Below are 21768 nucleotides of genomic sequence, written 5' to 3' on the forward strand. Positions count from 1 at the left end.
ATAGATTGAGGTTCATTATTAATGAAAAAATGGTCATTTTATACAATGTATTGTTATTTTTTTAACTTTTATGTTGTAAACGTATTGAAATTTATGACTAAGTATGATATATTTACTTCCGGAGAGTTAGTTGTACATACAACTGACAGGATTATAAAAGATAATTAAGTCTAAATAATTATCTTTTAAACAAATTACTAGTAATTTATATAAAAATAATTTTACAAATTTTAAATCCGGATGATAAAAAATAAACAATTGATAAAGACAAATTTTATGATAGGAAGAAGAGAAATATGATACAAGAGAAGTTAATTAAAGAAGAAAATATAGTAGAAAAAGAAAAATCAACATGTAAAGAAAGATTAACACCTAAAGATTATTTAAATAAAGTTTTGGCTGGAACTGCAACTGGAATTGTTGTTGGATTAATTCCAAATGCAATTTTGGGTGCAATATTTAAAAGCTTAATGCATGATTCACCTATATTCGCTACTTTTTATAATGCTGTGAGTATTATGCAGTTTATAGTGCCAGTTCTTGTGGGAGTTTTGGTAGCTATGCAATTTGAACTTAATCCTATGCAATCAGTTATTGTTGGATCAGCAGTATTTTTAGGTTCAGGTGCTTATAAGGTTACTGAACATGGTGTACAAATGGTTGGTATAGGCGATTTAATAAATATAATGTTACTTTCAGCTATAGCAGTTTATGCTATTAGAGCAATTGGAAATAAGCTAGGATCTTTAACAATATTGCTACTACCAATTATAGCTGGAGCAGGTGTGGGTATTATTGGGATATTTATGCTTCCTTATGTAAGTAAAATTACTTTAGTAATAGGTAATGTAATTAATAACTTTGCAGTATTACAACCATTATTAATGTGTATTTTAATTAGTGTTTCATTTTCAATTTTAATTATTTCACCAATTTCAACTGTAGCAATAGGAATTGCAATAGGAATAACAGGATTAGGTGCTGGAGCAGCTGCTATTGGAGTTACTGCTTGTACAGCTGTTTTAGTAATTGGATCAAGAAGAGTAAATCAAAGTGGAGTTACTTTATCTGTTTTATTAGGAGCTATGAAAATGATGATGCCAAATTTAGTTAAGTACCCAATAATAGCAGTACCTATTATTGCCAATGGTATCTTCTGTGGAATAGGTGGATATTTGTTTAATATATCAGGTACAGCTAAAAGTGCTGGATTTGGAATAACTGGATTAGTTGGCCCTTTAGCAGCTATAAATAGTTCAAGCTCAATTGTTGGAGTGTTATTAGCATTCATTGTGATACCTTTTGTAGGTGCATTTTTTATTGATTGGTTCTGTAGAAAAGTTATACATTTATATGATGATAATATTTTTAAATACATTTAAATTAATGCAAAAAAGGATGGTGGCTTAAAATGAAAATTGCAATTGTTGGAGCAGGAGCTATGGGCTCACGTTATGGATATATGTTACATAAAGTTGGAAATGAAGTTCTTTTAGTAGATGGTTGGAAAGAACATGTAGATATTATAAATAAAGAAGGATTAACAGTTGAAGAGAATGGAGCATTAAACAAGGTAAAAATACCAGCAGTGTTACCTGAAGATGCTACAGAAGTTCCAGACTTAATAATTTTATTTACTAAGTCAATGGGATTAGAACCTATGTTGAAATCTATAAAAAATATTTTAGGAAAGCATACAAGAGTATTGTGCTTATTAAATGGATTAGGTCATAGTGAAACTATTGAAAAATATGTTGATAGAAAAAATATACTTATGGGAGTAACTTTGTGGACAGCTGGTTTAGCAGGCCCTGGACATGCTGTATTAGTTGGAGATGGAAGCTTAGAAGTACAAAACGTTGATTCTAACATGGATGTAGAAGCAAAAGAGATTTGTGATATACTAAGCCAAGCTGGATTAAAAGCTCATTATAGTGAAGATGTATTATTCTCAATATGGCGCAAGGCTTGTGTAAATGGAACTTTAAATAGTTGTTGTACAATTTTTGATTGTAATATTAAGGAATTCGGAGAATTAAAAGAAGCACCACAACTTATTCGTAACATTATAAAAGAATTTGCTAATGTTGCTCATAAATATGGAGTTGAATTAAATGTTGAAGAAGTTGCAAAAGGAATAGAAAAGATATATGATCCAAGCCAAGCTGGAGAACATTATCCATCAATGCATCAAGATTTAATTCAGAATCATCGTTTTACAGAAATCGATTATATAAATGGATATGTATCTAGAAAAGGTAAAGAATTTAATATAAATACACAATACAATGATTTAATTACTGCTATTATTCATGGAAAAGAACAATTAATTATTAAATAAATACAGTTGTTTAAAAAAAGTTGATTATTAATTTATTAATCAACTTTTTTTAGCTACTATTCATACAATTAAATAATTCTTTTAATAGTAAAAATATAGGATAAAAATACTTTTATATAAAACAGTGGCATTAATTTAGTTGCAAATGTTAGAAATTATCTTTAATATATTATTTATATAGAAAAAATTATAAGAATTTATGAGGGAGGATATAATGCTAGAACAAAATTTCTGCGAGTGTTTATTTTTTACTGCAACTAGGTTAAAAAAGATAGCAGCTAAAATAGCTGAAGACGAGTTAAAGTTACTAGGAATGTCGCCTACATATGTATATATACTTCTTGGTGTAAAATTTAAACCTGGAATAACACAAAAGGAATTAAGTGAAGAACTTCATTTAAAGCCGTCTACAATAACTAGACTTATAGATAAATTGGTGATAAATGGTTTGGTTGAGAGGAGAGCTGAAGGAAAGTTATCTCATATATACTTAACTAAAAATGGAGAAGAAATTCAAGAAGATATACAAAAGTATAGGGTAAAGTTACACAATCGTTATAGAGAAATATTAGGAAAAGAAGAATATGATTTATTAACTAAGATAACAAATGATTCCGCAAGAATATTAGAATCTAAGTAGATATGTTAATTTAAAAAATAAGCATATAATTTAATGATATAATATAGAATAAAAAGGAAGGTGGATTGCAATGTTATTAGTTATAGTAGTTAGCTCCATGCAAAGATTGTAGTATATGAAAAACTTTTGCTTGGAGCCAATATATTAATATTGAGTTTTTCATATTTTAATCAACCTTTGCATCTTCATTTATAGAATTGATAAATGTAGATTGGAGCGAAGAATTATGAAATATGAAAAAGCACAAAATATATTACCAGATGGTATAATTGAGATGATTCAAAATTATATTGATGGTGGATATATTTATATACCTAAAAAAAATGAAAATAAAAGGTCTTGGGGAGAAAATACTGAAACTAAAAGATATCTTAAAGTAAGGGATAAAGAGATATTCAATAAATATTCCTCAGGAGCTTCTGTTAAAGTGTTAGCTGAAGAGTATTTCCTAACAGAAGGTAGTATTAGAAGAATAATAAGAAATCAGAAAAGTTATGGTTAATATAAAAGGCATGTTTTTCATAGTTATTACTATGAAAAACATGCCTTAAATTTTTATCCTAAGCTTATGATCAGTTTTATATTTTATAGATATTATTTATTTTAATGCCACATACTGTGATCATAAACAGTACAGATTTGTTTATGAACTTGGACTTGAGCCTTTGTGGTGTTATCATTCAATTAGAGGATACAAGGAGGTGTATGGTTATGAGCATTTTAACAGTTGAAAACATGAGTCATTCATTTGGAGATAGAATATTATTTAAAAATGTATCCTTTAGATTATTAAAAGGGGAGCATATAGGTCTTGTTGGAGCTAATGGTGAAGGTAAGTCAACCTTTATGAAAATTATTACAAATGAAATTTTAGTTGATGAAGGAACTATTGATTGGAATAGTAAATTTAGCCTTGGATATATGGATCAATTGGTTGAATTAAAAGAAGGAATTACTGTATTCAATTTTTTAAAAAAGGCATTTATAAAGCTATTTGATATAGAGAATAAAATTAATAATTTATATAATAATCTTAGCAATATGGATGAAGAGAAAATGAATAAAACGTTAAACAAAATTGCAACCATGCAGGAGATTTTAGATAAGAATGATTTTTACAGTATTAACTCTAAAATACAAGCAACTGTAGTTGGACTTGGAATTAAGGACCTTTTAGATAGGGATGTTTCAGCTTTAAGTGGAGGACAGAGAACTAAAATTTTACTTGCAAAACTACTTTTAGAGAAGCCAGATATTTTACTACTAGATGAGCCAACCAACTATTTAGATGAAGAACACATAGAATGGCTTAAAAGTTATTTAATAAATTATGAAGGTGCATTTATATTAATATCACATGATAATAGTTTTTTAAATAGTGTAGTAAATGTGGTTTATCATCTTGAGCACAAAACCTTAACAAGATATGCGGGAAACTATGATTGTTTTGTTAAACTTTATGAAGTACGAAAAGAGCAAAGGTTAATTGAATATAAAGAGCAGCAAAACGAGATTGCAAAGCTTGAAGATTATATAAGAAAAAATAAGGCAAGATCTTCCACTGCAAAACAAGCTAAATCAAGAGAAAAAAAGCTTGATAAAATTGAAAAAATAGAAATCAAAAAAGAAATCATAAAACCATATTTTAATTTTAAAAGTGTGAGAATGCCAGAAAATATAATTTTCAATGCCAGTAATTTAATTATTGGGTATAGCACACCATTAAGCAAACCTCTAAATTTAAAAATGAAAAGAGGACAAAAAATTGCAATAACAGGTGCTAATGGTTTAGGTAAAACTACTTTAATAAAAACTTTACTTGGACTTTTAAAACCTATAAATGGTGAGGTGACTTTAAGCGAGTATAAAAAGATAGGATATTTTGAACAGGAAGTTATGGAGGATAATGCCAGTTCAGTTTTATATGATGTTTGGAATGAGTTTCCCGATTTAACTCAAACAGAAGTAAGGAGTAGTCTTGCTAAATGTGGGTTAACAAGACAGCATATAGACAGCCCTATTAATATATTAAGTGGAGGGGAACAGGCTAAGGTTAGATTGTGTAAGTTAATCAATGAACCTAGCAATGTATTAGTCTTAGATGAACCTACAAACCACTTAGATATTTATGCAAAAAATGAGCTTAAGCGTGCTTTAAAAGAGTATGATGGTAGCATAATTCTAGTATGTCATGAGCCAGAGTTTTATAAAGATATTACAACCGATATATGGAATTGTGAAGATTGGAGATGTTGTAGTGTGTAATATGAGGGTGAAATAATCCTTTTTATTATTAGGTTGTATAGTCATGTGGATTTATTATCATATTCCACCATTTAGTCCGGAAAATTAAAGTTGTTTGATTTTTCCGGGCTATTTTAATTTATGTATATGTATAAAAAAATTATTTATACATATACACTGTAAATAGCAGAAAATATCAGGTATACATTTTCTAAAAATGATAACTTTATATTACAAAACAAAGTTAAGGAGGAAAGTAGTTATGAAAAACTTAAAAAGATTAGTAAAGTGAAGCATATAACCAAGAAAGGATTTTGTGAGGCATTATGGATTATATTAAATCATTAGAAAAAGCAATTATGTACATTGAAGAAAATCTGAATGAAGATTTGAAAGCAGAGGATGTAGCTAAGTCCATTGGTTATTCTTACTACCACTTTACTCGCTTATTTGAAGGCTTGTTAGGTGAACCTATTGGAAATTATATACGAAAAAGAAGAATTACAAAAGCAGCGCAAGATTTAATATATACAGATAAAAAGATTATAGATATAGCATTAGACTTTCAATTTAAATCACCGGAAGCATTTACAAGAGCATTTAAAAAAATATATGATACTAGTCCTACTGAATATAGAAAAAATAGAATTGATGTATTAAAAGGAAACAAGAAATATATAGATAATGAAAGATTAAAGCATATATTGAATAATATTACCATTCAGCCAGTAACTAAAGTTATACCTGAAGTTAAAGTCATAGGTATAAAGGGAAAGACTACACTAAAAGATAATTTATTACCTGATTTATGGAATGCTTTTAACATGAATAGCTCAAAAATAATAAATAAGGCTGAACCACTTAAATATTATGGAATTTGTGAAAATGATGGGGCAAATAATCAATTTGGTAACAATGTAGTATATAGTGAAATTGTGGGTATAGAAGTTACCTCTTTTGATTATATACCAGAGGGAATGGTAGCTAAAATTATTACACAGGGAAAATATGTAGTATTTACTCATAAGGGAAGTATAGATAAGTTACAAAAAACTTATGAGTATATCTGGGGAACGTGGATTCCTTTAGCTAAGGTAGAGCTTGATATGAGGGATGATTTTGAATTATATGATGAAAGGTTTAAAGGTGCAAATAATCGTTTATCAGAGATTGATATTTATATTCCAATTAAGTGATTCTTAGGTTAAGGTGGAGTTTGCTTAATAGAACTACTCTCTCCATCTAAACATTAACTATGAGATCATGTATATTGGTGTCAAATCAAGTGAAGTAAAATAAAATTATAAAGTATTTATTTAATGTGTAAAGGAGAATGATAATGTTTAATTTAAAAGGAAAAGTTGTATTAGTAACAGGGGCTACTAGAGGAATTGGAAAAGGAATTGCTATATCACTTGCAAGGAAGGGAGCAATTATATATTTTACTGGAAGAACAGAAAAAGAATACCAAGGAGCAGTGAAACTTGGAGGTTCAATAGAAGCTACTGAACAGGCAATCAAGCAGGTAGGGGGTATAGGGTATGGTATTAAATGTGATCATAAAGATGATATACAGACCAAGATGGTTATAGATAAAATTGTTTTAGAGCAAGGGAGAATAGATATATTAGTCAATAATGTTTGGGGAGGATATGAATATTTTAATGATGGAACAGAATTTTGGAATGAAAAGGGATTCTGGACTGCGCCAATTAGTCGCTTTGATAAAATGTTTGAATCTGGTGTGAGGGCGCATTATGTGACCACTTGTTATACAGTACCTTCAATGATTAAACAGAAGAGCGGGCTTATAGTTAATATATCCTATTGGGCAGCAGAAAGAAATGACATGGGAGTTGCTTACGGAATGGCAAAGGCAGCAACCAATAAAATGACAGAAACAATGGCACATGAACTTAGAGAACATAATATTAGTGTTGTTACTGTTTATCCAGGACTTGTAAGAACCGAATCAGTAATTAAGTCGGCAGAATTTTTTGACTTATCTAATTCTGAATCAACAGAATTCATTGGACTTGCAATAGCTGCTTTAGCTACTGATTTGAATGTATTAGAAAAGAGTGGAACAAAGCAAATAGCGGCACAAGTTGCATTAGATTATGGTTATAAAGATATAGATGGAAAACAACCTATACCATTAAATAAATCTAATTGTCAGTAGCTAATATAATTAAGAAGAGTAATATTTGTGAACCAAAACTAATTTTATAGTTATGGTTCATTTTTATTTAAGAAAATTTCATAGGCTTAATTATAGGTAAATAGGGATAATAATGATGTAAATTGAATTATACCCTAAACAAGTTGTCTTGATTATATTGGTTTAATAGAGTTAAAATGGTAGTGATGCATATAATTATCAGTATGTTTTAGAGTCTATCAAAATCTAACGTAAATGTTGATGCTTATGACTTTTTTAATAAATTTAATAAAAGGAGAATAATTATGATATCTTTATTTAACAAAAAATCAATTATAGTAATTATTGTAGTTTTGTTAGTATTTATTTTTGCTGGCTGTTCAAAAAAAACTAATAAATCAGACATTAGTTTAAATGGTACAAAAGATAAAAATGAAACTTATACTCAATCTAATGTTGGAACAACTTCAGAAAATTCAACTACTCCAAGTAAAAATAATAATAAGACAAGTGAAGCTTTTAACAAAAGCTATGATAATACTTCGCAGGGTAAATATCTCTCTTCTAAGGATAACGTGAAAAATAAAGTTCATTCAGGAGAAAATATTACTGAAAAAGTTAAAAATTATATTATTAATGGTCAAGAAAATAAACTAGAAGCACAAAAAATAAAGTGGAGTAAAACATTTCTAAATCGAGTTGATATTGAAAGTTTATATAAGCAATATATAGCTAATGGAGGCCATGCTGACGACTTGGAGGACTTTGCCAACTATATGACTCTAAATGCACCTATTTCTAATGACTGGCAAGGGTTATTTAAAAAAGATTTATATGACACATATGGAGAAAAAGTTGTTAGATTAGAACATTTGGAAGGTGATTTATACCAGGCATATATTATAAAAAATGGTTCCGAAGTGCCTTATGTTGTAGTTTCATCAAGAACTGGTTATTTTCATGGCTAGTAATTTAAGTTATGTGCTATTAACTGCAATTTTCTGATTGCGATGAAAAGAAAACATGAAGCTTAAGGAATATATAAACGCTCTAATTCTAGTTAGAATTAGGGCGTTTTTGTATTTGTTTCAGTGTGAGGCAAATGGAAAAGCTTCATTATAAGTATTGTTTTGGTTTTATAGGATAAATGAAGTTTATAGAGTAAGTTTTTACAATTGAATTATTAAGATTATGACTTATAATACGATAAATGAAAAGTTAGACATGATGTTAGATTTAATATCTAGAAGATAAGAATTCAAAAGAAGAAACTAATGAAAATTTTAAATTTAGGGGGACAAATGTGGATTTTAAAACTTATAAAGCTTATATATCATAAGTGTAATGAAAAAAGAAGAATGTATATAATGACAAAATTTAATGACTATGAAAAATTCATAGAGCAGCAACAAAAGGCTGTGAGTAAAATAAATGATAAAACATCAAAAATAGTAGCAATCTTAAATTTATATAATGCATATTATTTTAACAATCAATTAGAAAAAGCAGAAGAGACAATAAAGGCTTTAGATATTAATGGATTAGATAATTCTATAGGAAGTGTATATTATTATTATTTAATAAATTGCTATATTGCTGCTAGTGATGAAATTATGGTTGATAAGCTTTGGCAAGAATCACAAAGTGCACTAGAAGAAATAAAAGAAAAATATCCTCAATTGTATAGAAATTTGAATATGAATTACAATAACTTCAAAGGTTTATACGAAGAGAGTAATAAAATTCTTTTAGAAGCTGATTATGATAAAAAAAATGATATATTTTATGCTATATTAAAAGCTGAAATATATTTTAATATAGGAAAAGAAAATAAAGCAAAACTTATAATTAATGGTTTACTTGAGGATAAGAAAAAACTACCACCACTATTTAAGAAGAAAATAAAAGATATTCAAATGAAATATATGAATCTTGAATATGAAGGATTTATTAATAAAAATGAAACTAATGAAAAAATAAGTTTTAAAGATAGAATATGGCTAAAAGTTAGAGATTCAGATTTTATGAGAAATCTACTACTTTTATTTATAGATATAAAAAGCATATTCAAAAATAAATATGGTTTATTAATTCTATGTCCTATTATTATAATATATTTATGGAAAATTATTGCAACTATGGGATTAAGGAGTAATACATATTCGGATTATTGGGACTGTCTTATACTAGATATTTTTAGTAAAGTGCTTACTATTAATATCATGGTATTATTGATCAATTATATGATTAAATGTAAAAAATATTTAAAGGCTATAGCAGTAATTTTAATGCTACTATTTTGGATAAGTTTTAATTTTTTTGCACAATCATATCCATCAAGTTTAAAGGCAAGAATCAAAGATTTGCACTATGTTGTATCAAAAAGTTATGTTGAAGAAATTACAACTATTAAATATATTGATATGGTGGATAAAGGTAAGTATCAATACATAGAAATAGAAACAAATAATAATAAGTTTGAAGTATTTAATGGTGATAATGTTTATGATTATATTCTCCAAAATTGTTATGAAGGAGATGTGGTCAAAATTAAATATTTACCTAATACAAAAGATATAATATATATAAATTTAGAAGAGAGTTAGATGTTACAAATAAAAATATAGAGATATTAAAGCATTATGTTCTAATTGTATTATTAAAAAAATAAAATCTAAAAAATAAAAATGAACCAAAACTAATTTTATAGTTATGGTTCATTTTTATTTAAGAAAAACTTTATAGGTTTGATATAGTCAAATATGAATAATAATGCTGTAAATCGTACTATATCCTAAACAAGTTATGTTGAATATGTTGGTTAAATAGTAATAGTACATATAATTATCAACATGTTTTAGATTATGTCAAAATCTGACCTAAATGTTCATGCTTATGGCTTTTCTAATAAATTTAATAAATAGATAGAAATCCAATAAGACATAAAATTGTTGTTATTATAGAAAATACTGAAACTATTTTGGTTTCATGCCAGCCATGTAGTTCAAATGAGTGATGAATAGGAGCCATTTTAAAAATACGTTTACTAAATAGTTTAAAAAATACTATTTGAATTAATGATGATAATGCTTCAATAACATAAATTCCTCCAACAATAATAACAATAAATGGGTTTTTCAGTATCATAGCTATTGTTGCAACAGCACCACCAAGGGCTAAGGAACCAGTATCTCCCATAATTATTTTAGCAGGATAACAATTATATCGTAAGAATCCTAATAAAGCTCCTGCTATACAACCACAACTAATTGATAATGTATAATGCCCCATTCCAAAAGATAGTAAAGTAAAAAAAGTTATTACAAGTAATGTTATAGAAGTAGCAAGCCCATCTAGACCGTCTGTTAAGTTTAATGCATTAGTTGTTGATACGTAATAAAAAATAATAAAGGGTATGTATAAAATTTTTAAGTCAAATAGTTTTTTAGTAAATGGAAACATAATTATTGAACCAATTGAAGGATTATAATATGAATAAATGGCAAAAATACTTGATACAAAAAGCAATAAAATCATTTTTCCTTTTGAAGTTAACCCTTCATTTTTTTTATGTATTTTCTTTAAAGTATCATCAATGAAACCTATAAGTCCGAAAGCAATAAGTGAAGATATCACAAGCAGCAGCTCTCTATTATAATTTTTTATCAATAACAACATTGTTATTATTGATGAAAAAATAAAAATAATACCACCAAATGTAGGAGTTCCAGCCTTCTTTTTATGGTTTATTGGAATTCCATTTTTAATGTTTTGGCCTAAATCTAATTTTTTAAATAATGGTATAAGCAATAAGCCAGTAATTGTAGATAATAAAAAACTGAATAGTACAGCATAGATAATAGTGCTCATAATAAATCCTTTCTAACCTAATATTTTGTTAACGTCTATTAAGTTCTTGATAATGTTGTAATTTCTATAGTTTAATTTGTTATAAAAATTTATTTCAACTTTATAATTATGGTAATATAGTGATTGAGTTGTAACAATAACTATATATTAGTATCAAAATAAATTGAAAAGTATAAAAGTTTAAGTTGAATATTATTCAAGTAACTTGATTATAAATATAATTTGGAGGGATAATTTTGAAGAATGAGTTATGTAAAATTAGAGAAATGAATGAAAAAGTAAAAGATAGATTAAATTATATAAAATCTAATAATGATAGTGCGATGTGCGATATTAATACAATAAAAGCTTTAAAAAATAACATATATGAAAAAACATCTAAAATATTTATATATAATTTAAAAAAGCTTATTCAGCTAGAAATAACACAAAAAAATCTTGCCAAGAAAATAGGTGTTTCAGAAGATCTACTTTCTAAATATAAATCAGCAGAAGCTTTTCCATCTATAGAAACCTTAATATATATTTGTGAAGTATATAATATAGGCATAGATAAACTTATTTCTACTCCACTAACAGCAGCTGATATAGAAAACTTAGAAAATAATATGGATATTAATACAGATATATTTGAAGATAAATACCATGTTTATTTTTTAGTTACTAATATAGCTAAAGAAGGAGCTATACATGAAGGAATTGTTGAATTTTGCAATGATAATGTAGTATTTAAAATTCTTTCTAATAGTGAAGTTGTTAAGTTATTTAAAGGAGATTACAATACTTTTGATAAGCTTATATTTTTTAATTTACAAAGTGCTAATGACGGTATTACATATATAAATATGGTTAAACCTAATGTGAATAAAAATAAATATGTGGGAGGTATAGCTCTCCTTATGTTACCTTCAGATGCAAATAGTAAACCTTGTGCTCAAAAGATTCTCTTCAGCAAAATAAGGGTAGATAGGAAATTACATTACGAAAGATTAAAAGAACTTTTAAACTTTTCTTGTAAAGAAACAACTTTTGGACATGTAAAATTATCTTCAGTTGAAGATGAGGAAGCTTATAATTTTATTAGAAAGCTGATTTAATACAGCAATGAGATAAAGAATTAGAAAGTAATAAAAGATTATAACTTAGCTAATATAATAAGTTTAGGAAGGATAAAAAATGTTTAAAATAGGTGAATTTTCAGTACTTACATCTATAAGTATTCATATGCTTAGAAACTACGATAAAATTGGATTGTTAACACCTAAGTATATAGATGAATGGACAGGATATAGATATTATGAAAGTGATCAATTGCCAATTGCAAATCAAATTGTGGCTTTAAAGATGATGGGATTTGGACTAAAAGAAATAGCAGAGTTACGACTAGAAGATATGCAAATGGACAAGTTTAAAGATGTATTAAAAAATAAAATTGAGGCTAAAGAACAAGAAGCAAAAATAATTAGAAGACAGTTAGCACAAATGGAAAATGCACTAAAGGATTTGACAAGTGAGAAGACACACCCATTGTCTATAGTGATTAAGTGTATACCAGATAGAAAAGTTGCTAGCTTTAGAATGAAGATTAAAGAGTTTTCAGATGAGGGGATCTTATGGAAAACACTTGGTGATGAATGTAAAAAGTTAAATGTTCAATTTGCAGATTCAAATTATTCTATTGCTATTCAACATGAAATAAATTTTGATGAAAATTACATTGATGTTGAAGTTCAAAGATTAGTTGAAAATATTTATGAAAGTACAGGTAAGGTTAAGTTTTATAATATACCATCTTGTCAGGTAGCCTCACTAGTATATCAAGGTGGGTATAGCAAACTTAAAGATATAAATATTTACATAGCCAAATGGATAACTCAAAATGGATTTGAAATTTGTGGACCTGCATTTAACATTTATTATATTTCGCCAGAACATGAAGTAAACGAAGAAAAATTTGTTACAGAAGTATGTTTTCCTATTAAAAAAAGATAATGTATTGACTCTAGCACAATGCGAGGGTATATGCTTTTTCTATAAATAAACAAAATTTTATCCGATGACTATCCGCTTTAATACTCTCATCTTCTTTAAAGTGGTGGTAAAGAGCGGCTACGTCCCTGGATAACGATTTCTAAAGCTTCAGTGGGAGTAAAAACTCCTTCTGAAGCCAAGAACTCTGTTTATAGAAGGAGTGATGAAAATATGCCTAAAAAAGTAATTGAACTAAGACATAAAGTTTGTGATTATACCTGTATGTGGAACGGTATTGAAGATTTATATGGAACAAAATTAGGTGAAGATATACCAGATTATTTTTTCTTTTGTTTAAGTGGAATAGGGAAATTTGTATATTTGAAGTTTAGTAGTGGGAATATGCGAAGAATGGCTTCATGGAATGATGGAAGAACGAAAAAAATGTATGCATCAATTTGTAATATTGTAGGATTTAAATATAAGCATATAGAAGGTAGAAAATTTGAATATGTAATGAAAAGAGCAAAAGAACAGATTGATAATGAAAGACCAGTTGTTCTTGGATGTTTAGATATGTATTATTTAAGCTATTATCCAAAGTTTTATTACAAAGAACATATACCAATTCATTATATACTAATGGTTGGATATGATGATGAAGAGCAGTGTGCATATGTATATGATTGTGGAATTGAAAAATTACAAAAAATTAAATATGAAACTCTTAAAAAGGCTATGAATATTGAAAAGACATCTTTATCTGATAAAAATTCCATTTGCCTTATAGAGTTTGATGATAAAATTAAGAGCATTAGAGAAATTGCTATAAGGGGATTTTATGAAAAAGCACGGGAAATGCTCAATCCTAAGGTAGGATTTTGCGGAATTCCCGGCATGAGAAAGTTAAGCAAAGAAATTCTTAATTGGAAAGATGAATTAACTGCTGAAGAATATGAAACAGCTCTTAAACATATTGTTATGTGTACAGGTACTGTTCCAATTCTCCCCAACAGACTAACTAAGATAGAAGAAAAAGATGAAATAGAACATCAAGCTGCTCGAAGAGAATATGCTAATTTATTAATGCAATTAGGAGATAAGTACGGTTTTCAACAGTGGAAAGTAGCAGCGGATCTTTTTGAAAAGAGCGGCATTATTATTCAAGAGATGACAGATTTAATAGTAGATTACTTATTGAAGGAAATTAAAGAACTTAATAGACTACCATATATGATTAATGACATAGCAGACCTTGAAGAAAAAGCATATCATAGGATTTTGGAGGGAATAAAAAATGAAGCATGAATGGAGAAAAAATGAAAAAGAACTATATGCACCTAAGGAGATACCACAGTTATTATCTGTTCCAAAACAAAAATTCTTTATGATTAAAGGAAAAGGGAATCCTAATGATGAGGATTTTTCAGAGAGAATAGGCGTTTTATATTCTTTATCATATGCGGTTAGAATGATGCATAAAAGCGGATTTGTACCAGATGGATATTTTGAATACACTGTATATCCACTTGAAGGGGTTTGGGAAGAGTGTGATACAAGTGATAAATCTACATTTTCTTATACAATCATGATAAGGCAACCAGATTTTGTTACAGAGGATGTTGCAAAAAGAGCCTTTGAAATAGCAAATGTGAAAAAACCAAACCCACTTTTAAAAGAAGCTTATTATGATGAAATAGAAGAAGGTTTCTCAGTACAAATTCTTCATATGGGGGATTATGATGATGAGCCAGAAAGCTTTGAAAAGATAATAAAATTTATGAATGAAAATAATTTAGAAAGAAGAGGGAAAACTCATAGAGAAATATATTTGTCAGATGCAAGAAAAGTAGAACGTAATAAATTAAAAACAATACTACGATATATGGTTAAGTAAGAAATAGAGTATAAACTATTAGGGGGTAAATCATGGTGAAAAAATACAATTTATATCAAATTGATTCATTTACAAAGGAAAAATTTACAGGAAATCCAGCAGGAGTAATAACCAATGCAGATGGATTAACTGATCATGAAATGCAGAAAATAGCTAGGGAACTTAATAACTCTGAGACGGCCTTTATCTTTTCTTCAAATAGCAATGAGTATGATGCTCATGTACGTTTTTTTACTCCAACAAATGAAGTTCCAATTTGTGGTCATGCTACTATTGCTGCTCATTATGCTCGTGCTGTTGAAAATGGACTAGACACTTCAAGGGTTTATCATAAAACAGGTGCTGGAATTTTACCTGTTGATGTAATAAAGGAAGATGGAGATTACAAAATTGTTATGACACAGGGTAAAATTGAGTTTGGTGCAACTATTGAGGGGGAAAATAAAAAAGAAATTATATCAGCTCTTAATATAGAAAATAATGATTTACTGGAAGATTATGAAGTACAAATTGTTTCCACAGGGCATTCTAAGGTTATGATTGCTATAAAAGATATTGATACTTTAAATACATTAAAACCGGATTATGATTCACTTTCTAGATTAAGTAAGATTATTGAATGTAATGGGTATTATGTTTTTACGGTTGATTCACAAGATAGTGATATTTTAATACATGGTAGAATGTTTGCGCCTGCAATAGGTATTAGTGAAGACCCTGTCACTGGTAATGCAAATGGTCCTCTAGGTGCATACCTTGTTCATCATAATCTTGTTAAACATAATAATTCTGTGTTTAGATTTAAGGCTAAGCAGGGGGAAGCTATAAAACGACCAGGTATTATTGAAGTTCAGGTGAAAATAGAAGATAAAGAGCCTGTTGAAGTTAAGGTTTCTGGAAATGCTGTAATAATATTTAAATCAGAATTATCCTTGAATGATTAAATAATAGATAAAAATTGCGATTTTATGATAAAGAATGTAACATGGCTTACTCTAAGGGGTAGGCCTATATTTATATTCTGTTTCTAAGATATAATTTAGAAAAAATTTCATGTTTTTATGATATAATAGAATTACTTTAAGGACAATAGAAGAACAGAATTAGATACATTATGTTTCTACTATGTTTAATGACAAAACAACAACTTTTTATAGAAAGGATTTTGTATATAATGAAGTCAAAATTTTTAAAGAAAGAAATTAATCTTGTTGTTTTATCCTTATTATTTTCAAATATATTAGCTGGCTGCTCTATTAATACAACTCCAACAGATTCTAACAATAAAAAAAATTCTTCAATATCACAAAATAAGAAAAAAGAGATATCAAAAGATTCTTCTAAAGAAGTTGACTCAACTGAAAAATCAGGGAAAGATAAAAATTATAAAAGTAATATCTCTCCAGGAACAGATAAAGTAAAGGGAAAAGTTAAGTTATATAAAGGCACCTATTTTGATGACAGGCGTTTTGGAGATAATATCTTGACCTTGAAAAACTATTGTGAAGTTGTTATTTCTAATGTGACTGATACTTCTTTTGATTTTACCATCTATGAAGTAGATGAAAAAACAGAAAAGAAAAAAGTTATTTTCCTTACAAATACAGCAATTTTTACAGGAGATGGAACAAAAGCTGCTTTTTATGGAAAAAATTATACTCTTCATTTTACATTTCCAAATCATCATGGTGCATTTCCTGTTGTAACAGACATGGAGGTATCTGGATTTGAGCCATTGAAAGGTAAAACTTATGTTAATAATGGAATACCAGGCCATGAATTTAGTTAAAATAATATGAATCGTATGTAAATATAGATACTATGGTAATAAGACAATAAATACTTTGATTGGAGTGCGAAGAAGAATTTAATGAAAGAAATTATAACTTACACATTATGTAATAAGGATAAAAACTCTAATAGATATTATGAAGAGGTATCGATTTTTACAGATGAAGTGATAAGTAAAATATATAATGAAGCTAATGATTGGATAAGTGATTTTAAAAAATTTATAGTTAAAAATAATATAGAAAAATTAAGAAGTAATGTAGAGTATTTGCTTGAACTACTTATGTTAGGCGTATTATGGACATGTTATATAAATAAAGCAATTTTACTAAAAAATACACCTAAAAATATTCTCATAAAATTAGCTGATTTAAGAGAAAAAGAGAACATGAAAAAGTTATCAGATTTTTTTAGAGGTGTTTTAGAAACATTATTTTTAGATAAAAATAGTAGTCATAAGGTAGATTATACATTAGATAATGTAAAAAAATTAATCCAGTGGTTATCAGCTACAGGTGAGTTTAAACAAGAAATCAAAAGATTAGAAAGATGGGAAAGATTTTTATCTAATAAATCAGAAGATGAAATTAAGAATTTTTTATTATTAATAATAAATTTAGGTGAATGGTTTGAAATAAGAAGTGAAGAAGTGTTAGGCATTTACACTAAAAATGTTAATGAGTTTCATAATTCTACTCATAAAAAACATAAATGGAAAGAAGATTATATATATTGCGGGCGCAAAAGAGTAGAATATCATTTAAATATGGTAGGAGCTGATATATTAAATAGAGTTTATAGAGAAGAATTTTTAAAAACGAAAGAAAAAAGATTGCTTTTGCCAGCGTGTATGAGATTAAATTTTCATAATTGTAAAGCTTACAGAACTGAAAATGGATATGTATGCAAAAATTGTACAAAATCTTGTAAGATTAATGAATATACAAAATTAGGGGAAAAGTATAATTTCCAAACTTATATTATTCCTCACGAATCATCTGCATTTACAAAGAAAAAAATTAAAGAAGATTATATAGGTATAATAGGTGTAGCTTGTGCTCTTAACCTTATTTCAGGCGGATGGAAAGCAAAAGAGTTAAGATTTATTCCTCAATGCGTATTATTAGATTATTGTGGATGTAGGAATCATTGGCATGAAAAAGGGATTGTTACTGATATAAACAGTGATAGATTATTATATATTATTGGTATAGAAAAATAGTCTTGTTTGTTTTACTATTAAACTATCCATTATAACACCAGACTAAAAACCTGAGTTATGATAGGGTTAATGGAGGTGGAAATATGATGGAAAATAAATATAAGACAGCACAGGTAGCAAAAATAATAGGAATACACCCTAACACAGTACGTTTGTATGAAAAACTAGGATTGATATCTGAACCTCAAAGATTATCTAATGGATATCGAGTTTTTACGGATTTTCATATTGCACAATTTAAGCTAGCTAGGACAGCATTTAAAGTTGAAGTTCTGCAAAGTGGTCTTAGAAAAAAGATGATTAGTATTATTAAATTATCTGCTAAAGGTGATTTTCAAAAAGCAATTTTATGCACTAATAACTATATAGGCCAGGTTAAAATAGAACAGAAAAATGCAGAAGAGGCTATCGAAATTACAAAAAAATTGCTTTCTGGTATACAGGAGGAAGAAAAGGATGTATATTTGACAAGAAAACAAGCTGCAGATTATCTGCAAGTTACAATAGATACCTTAAGAAATTGGGAAATGAATGGGTTGGTTTCTGTAAAACGAAAACAGAATGGATATCGGGTATACACTAAAAATGATATTAAGTTATTAAAGATAATACGTTCTCTACGTTGTGCCAATTATTCTCTTGCAGCAATTTTACGTATGATAAATGCCATGTCAAATAACTTAGAAATTGATATACGAGAGGTCATTAATACACCCAAAACTGATGAAGATATTGTAACTGTCTGTGATAAACTTCTTACTTCACTAAGCAATGCAGAATTAAATGCAAAGTGCATTTTAAGACAGCTAAAAACCATGAAAGAAAAATTTAATATGAACCCTACAGTTTAACACCAGACTTCATTCTGGTGTTATTCTTTTTATGTATTAAAGAGTAGGAGGTTTATGGATATGGAAACAATTAAAATTCATGACTTATGTAAAGCATACGGAAATACACAAGCCGTAAATAGTGTTAGCATATCAGTTAAACGTGGCGAAGTGTTCGGATTGCTTGGTGCTAATGGAGCAGGGAAAAGTACGACTATTGAATGTGTTTTAGGCACAAAGAAATTTGATAGTGGATCAATTTCCATTTTAGGAATGAATCCGCAAACAGAGAGAAAGGAATTATTTCAACGAGTTGGAGTTCAATTTCAAGAATCAAATTATCAAGACAAACTAACAGTAGGAGAACTTTGCGAAGTTACACAAGCCCTTTACAAACATCCATCAGATTATGTGAAATTGTTAAAACAATTTGGTCTTTTGGATAAATGCAAAAGCCAAGTGAGTGAGCTTTCAGGAGGGCAAAAACAACGCTTATTTATTATACTTGCGTTAATTCCTAATCCTGAAGTTGTGTTCTTAGATGAACTGACAACAGGGCTTGATACCAAAGCAAGGAGAGATATATGGAAAGGACTTTTGGATTTAAAGAAGAAAGGGCTTACTATCTTTTTAACTTCGCATTTTATGGATGAGGTAGAGGTATTATGTGATAGTATTTGTATTCTTAAAAAAGGAAGGAGCATTTTCTACGGAACTGTGCAGGAAGCAATTGAAGGAAGTCCGTTTGAAAAATTTGAGGAAGCTTATTTGTGGTATACAAAGGAGGAGGAAGTTGATAATGAGAGTATTTAGAACAATGTTGAAAACAGAGTTGAAATTATCCCTACGAGGGATGGATATGTTTATTTTTGCAATTTGCATGCCAGTAGTAGTAACAATTATTTTAGGTATCATCTATGGAAATAAATTAGCTTTTCATGGTGCAGGCTACACATTTTTAGAGCAATCATTTGGAGCTATTACTACAATTGCAATATGTGCAGGGGGAGTGATGGGGTTACCGCTGGTTATGTCTGACTATCGTCATAGAAAAATTCTAAAAAGGTTTAAAGTAACACCTATAAGTCCTGCCATGATTTTAATGGTGCAGGTAGTAATTTATGCATTGTATTCTATTGCTTCATTAATACTTGTTTATACCATAGCAACAATTTTCTTTGGTTTTCGATTTAGTGGTTCCTGGCTTCAGTTCTTAGGTTTCTACTTTTTGGTAATGGCATCCATGTTTAGCATAGGCATGATGGTGGGAGGCATTGCTCCAAATATAAAGATAGCAGGTATTATGGCAAGTGTATTATATTTTCCCATGTTGATTTTTTCAGGAGCAACGTTGCCCTATGAGATTATGCCAACAGCGCTTCAAAAATTTGCTAATATATTACCATTAACACAAGGAATAAAGCTTTTAAAAGCTGCTACGCTTGGTTTGACTATAGATAGCGTCATAATGCCTATTATTGTAATGATCGCTCTTGGAGTAATATGTACTGGTGTAGCTCTTCGATTTTTTAAATGGGAGTAATACTAAAGACAATTCATTATTAAAATTAATACTTAAAAATAGTAGCTATCCTTTTATGTAGGAAACTACTATTTTTTATTTTTATAGGAAGGTTTTTAACAGTTTAATGATAGATTGCTTAAGTGAAGGAAATCAAAGTGTTTAAATAGACACTTCCATTTATCTGTCTATTGAAGGGCCGTTGGAATAAATTGTATAATAAACTTGATAGAATGCTAACTTTTATATTAAGGAGGTACGCAGTATGTTTATTTTCAATTATGCCGAAGGAGCATCAGCATTAAGTGTATGGGGTGTTTGGATAATTGTTTTTTTAGCGCTCTTTGGTCTTAATGAAATAGCTCGTAGATGGAAATATATTGGCTTCTTCTGTTTTTTTATTTTACCATTAATACTTTCAATATTATGGTTTACAGTATTAAGTGATACAACTTATACAGACTGGTTCCATTTAGCAAAGGTGTATTCTTCTACAGCAGGATGTATAGGTTTTTGGTGTATCAGGCATGTTAAATGGAAAAATAAACTTACAGGTAAAGAGTGGAGATTATCTGATAAAAAATGGGCATTATGTTTTCCACCGCTTATCCTTGCTATCAATATTGTAGAGGCAGTAGCCCGTGATTTCCAAGTTGGTATTCAATATCATGGGGGAGGAACTTTAGCAGATGAAGCTATGTATGTACTTGGTGGTTCATGGAATTTTATGAATGGTATAGCAGGTATCTTGAATATAATAACTATAACCGGATGGTTTGGAATTTGTATAAAAAAACAGACTTCTAAAGATGGAAGCAAAGATATGCTATGGCCGGATATGCTATGGTTTTGGATAATAGCATATGATTTATGGAATTTTGCTTATACGTACAACTGTCTGCCAGGACATGCTTGGTATTGTGGGTTTGCTTTATTATTGGCTCCAACTATTTGTGCATTTACTGTAGGAAAAGGAGCATGGCTGCAGCACCGTGCACAAACGCTGGCATTATGGTGTATGTTTGCACAAACCTTCCCATCATTTATTGATAAGGGTGCCTTTGCTGTTATGTCACCATACAATCCAGCACTACTATTTGCATTTAGTTTTGTAGCACTAGTTGTAAATATAGCAGTATTTATTTATATGATTTACAAAATAGGTAAAACAAAGAGAAATCCTTATCTTGGCGAGCTTTATACAGATCTAGAAAAATATAAGGAAGTTAAATCACTTGCAGAATAAATATCATGTCAATAGGATAATAGTTTTTATTTA

The 21768-nt window shown here is 28.6% G+C and carries 21 protein-coding genes; 20 read left to right on the forward strand and 1 reads right to left on the reverse strand.

The window, feature by feature from the left end; translation table 11 throughout:
* Positions 1–296 precede the first annotated feature (296 nt).
* The 9 genes from T514_RS0108940 to T514_RS0108980 all read left to right on the forward strand — a co-directional run bounded on the left by T514_RS0108940 (position 297) and on the right by T514_RS0108980 (position 9992).
* Positions 297–1382 (forward strand): PTS sugar transporter subunit IIC, encoded by a 1086-nt coding sequence (locus tag T514_RS0108940; protein ID WP_051541969.1) that lies wholly within the window; start codon positions 297–299, stop codon positions 1380–1382.
* Between the two features lie 29 nt (positions 1383–1411).
* Positions 1412–2341: a 2-dehydropantoate 2-reductase gene (locus T514_RS0108945; RefSeq protein WP_027624466.1), complete on the forward strand. Its 930-nt coding sequence runs from the start codon at positions 1412–1414 to the stop codon at positions 2339–2341.
* Positions 2342–2555: 214 nt separating this feature from the next.
* A complete protein-coding gene (locus T514_RS0108950) occupies positions 2556–2981 on the forward strand; it encodes a MarR family winged helix-turn-helix transcriptional regulator (RefSeq protein WP_027624467.1) in 426 nt (141 codons plus the stop codon).
* A gap of 226 nt (positions 2982–3207) precedes the next feature.
* A complete protein-coding gene (locus T514_RS0108955; RefSeq protein WP_027624468.1) occupies positions 3208–3483 on the forward strand; it encodes a CD3324 family protein in 276 nt (91 codons plus the stop codon).
* Between the two features lie 209 nt (positions 3484–3692).
* Positions 3693–5246, forward strand: coding sequence for an ABC-F family ATP-binding cassette domain-containing protein (locus T514_RS0108960; protein WP_027624469.1), 1554 nt, complete (start codon positions 3693–3695; stop codon positions 5244–5246).
* 305 nt (positions 5247–5551) lie between these two features.
* Positions 5552–6421, forward strand: coding sequence for an AraC family transcriptional regulator (locus T514_RS0108965; protein ID WP_027624470.1), 870 nt, complete (start codon positions 5552–5554; stop codon positions 6419–6421).
* 143 nt (positions 6422–6564) lie between these two features.
* On the forward strand, positions 6565–7407 hold the full coding sequence (locus T514_RS0108970; RefSeq protein ID WP_027624471.1) for an SDR family NAD(P)-dependent oxidoreductase: 843 nt from the start codon (positions 6565–6567) through the stop codon (positions 7405–7407).
* A gap of 284 nt (positions 7408–7691) precedes the next feature.
* Positions 7692–8354 carry a hypothetical protein gene (locus T514_RS0108975; protein WP_051541970.1) on the forward strand — a complete coding sequence of 221 codons (663 nt, stop codon included), beginning with the start codon at positions 7692–7694 and terminating at the stop codon, positions 8352–8354.
* 333 nt (positions 8355–8687) lie between these two features.
* Positions 8688–9992, forward strand: a complete 1305-nt coding sequence (locus T514_RS0108980; RefSeq protein ID WP_027624473.1) for a tetratricopeptide repeat protein — start codon at positions 8688–8690, stop codon at positions 9990–9992.
* A gap of 307 nt (positions 9993–10299) precedes the next feature.
* Here T514_RS0108980 and mraY read toward each other — a convergent pair whose 3' ends face one another.
* The gene (mraY, locus tag T514_RS0108985; RefSeq protein WP_027624474.1) at positions 10300–11256 is read right to left on the reverse strand and encodes a phospho-N-acetylmuramoyl-pentapeptide-transferase; all 957 of its coding nucleotides are present in this window, start codon (positions 11254–11256) and stop codon (positions 10300–10302) included.
* A 236-nt stretch (positions 11257–11492) separates the two neighbouring features.
* On the opposite strand from mraY, the gene T514_RS0108990 reads away from it, so the two are divergent.
* The 11 genes from T514_RS0108990 (at position 11493) to T514_RS0109040 (ending at position 21735) form a co-directional block, all read left to right on the forward strand.
* Positions 11493–12353 (forward strand): helix-turn-helix domain-containing protein, encoded by an 861-nt coding sequence (locus tag T514_RS0108990; RefSeq protein ID WP_027624475.1) that lies wholly within the window; start codon positions 11493–11495, stop codon positions 12351–12353.
* Between the two features lie 79 nt (positions 12354–12432).
* Positions 12433–13248 (forward strand): MerR family transcriptional regulator, encoded by an 816-nt coding sequence (locus T514_RS0108995; RefSeq protein ID WP_027624476.1) that lies wholly within the window; start codon positions 12433–12435, stop codon positions 13246–13248.
* A gap of 150 nt (positions 13249–13398) precedes the next feature.
* The gene (locus tag T514_RS0109000; RefSeq protein WP_242850578.1) at positions 13399–14535 is read left to right on the forward strand and encodes a BtrH N-terminal domain-containing protein; all 1137 of its coding nucleotides are present in this window, start codon (positions 13399–13401) and stop codon (positions 14533–14535) included.
* Positions 14525–15124: a GyrI-like domain-containing protein gene (locus tag T514_RS0109005; protein ID WP_027624478.1), complete on the forward strand. Its 600-nt coding sequence runs from the start codon at positions 14525–14527 to the stop codon at positions 15122–15124. The genes T514_RS0109000 and T514_RS0109005 overlap by 11 nt, the downstream gene beginning before the upstream one ends.
* Positions 15125–15156: 32 nt before the next feature.
* Positions 15157–16068, forward strand: a complete 912-nt coding sequence (locus T514_RS0109010) for a PhzF family isomerase (RefSeq protein ID WP_027624479.1) — start codon at positions 15157–15159, stop codon at positions 16066–16068.
* 230 nt (positions 16069–16298) lie between these two features.
* Entirely contained in the window at positions 16299–16913 is a 615-nt protein-coding gene (locus T514_RS0109015; RefSeq protein ID WP_027624480.1) for a hypothetical protein, read from the forward strand.
* 81 nt (positions 16914–16994) lie between these two features.
* The gene (locus tag T514_RS0109020; RefSeq protein ID WP_027624481.1) at positions 16995–18137 is read left to right on the forward strand and encodes a DUF116 domain-containing protein; all 1143 of its coding nucleotides are present in this window, start codon (positions 16995–16997) and stop codon (positions 18135–18137) included.
* Between the two features lie 86 nt (positions 18138–18223).
* Entirely contained in the window at positions 18224–18988 is a 765-nt protein-coding gene (locus T514_RS0109025) for a MerR family transcriptional regulator (RefSeq protein ID WP_027624482.1), read from the forward strand.
* Between the two features lie 60 nt (positions 18989–19048).
* Positions 19049–19780, forward strand: coding sequence for an ABC transporter ATP-binding protein (locus T514_RS0109030; RefSeq protein ID WP_027624483.1), 732 nt, complete (start codon positions 19049–19051; stop codon positions 19778–19780).
* On the forward strand, positions 19767–20510 hold the full coding sequence (locus tag T514_RS0109035; RefSeq protein ID WP_027624484.1) for an ABC transporter permease: 744 nt from the start codon (positions 19767–19769) through the stop codon (positions 20508–20510). The genes T514_RS0109030 and T514_RS0109035 overlap by 14 nt, the downstream gene beginning before the upstream one ends.
* Positions 20511–20754: 244 nt before the next feature.
* The gene (locus T514_RS0109040; protein WP_027624485.1) at positions 20755–21735 is read left to right on the forward strand and encodes a DUF5692 family protein; all 981 of its coding nucleotides are present in this window, start codon (positions 20755–20757) and stop codon (positions 21733–21735) included.
* Positions 21736–21768 lie beyond the last annotated feature (33 nt).

Source organism: Clostridium lundense DSM 17049, assembly GCF_000619945.1.
Classification (GTDB): Bacteria; Bacillota; Clostridia; order Clostridiales; family Clostridiaceae; genus Clostridium_AO; species Clostridium_AO lundense.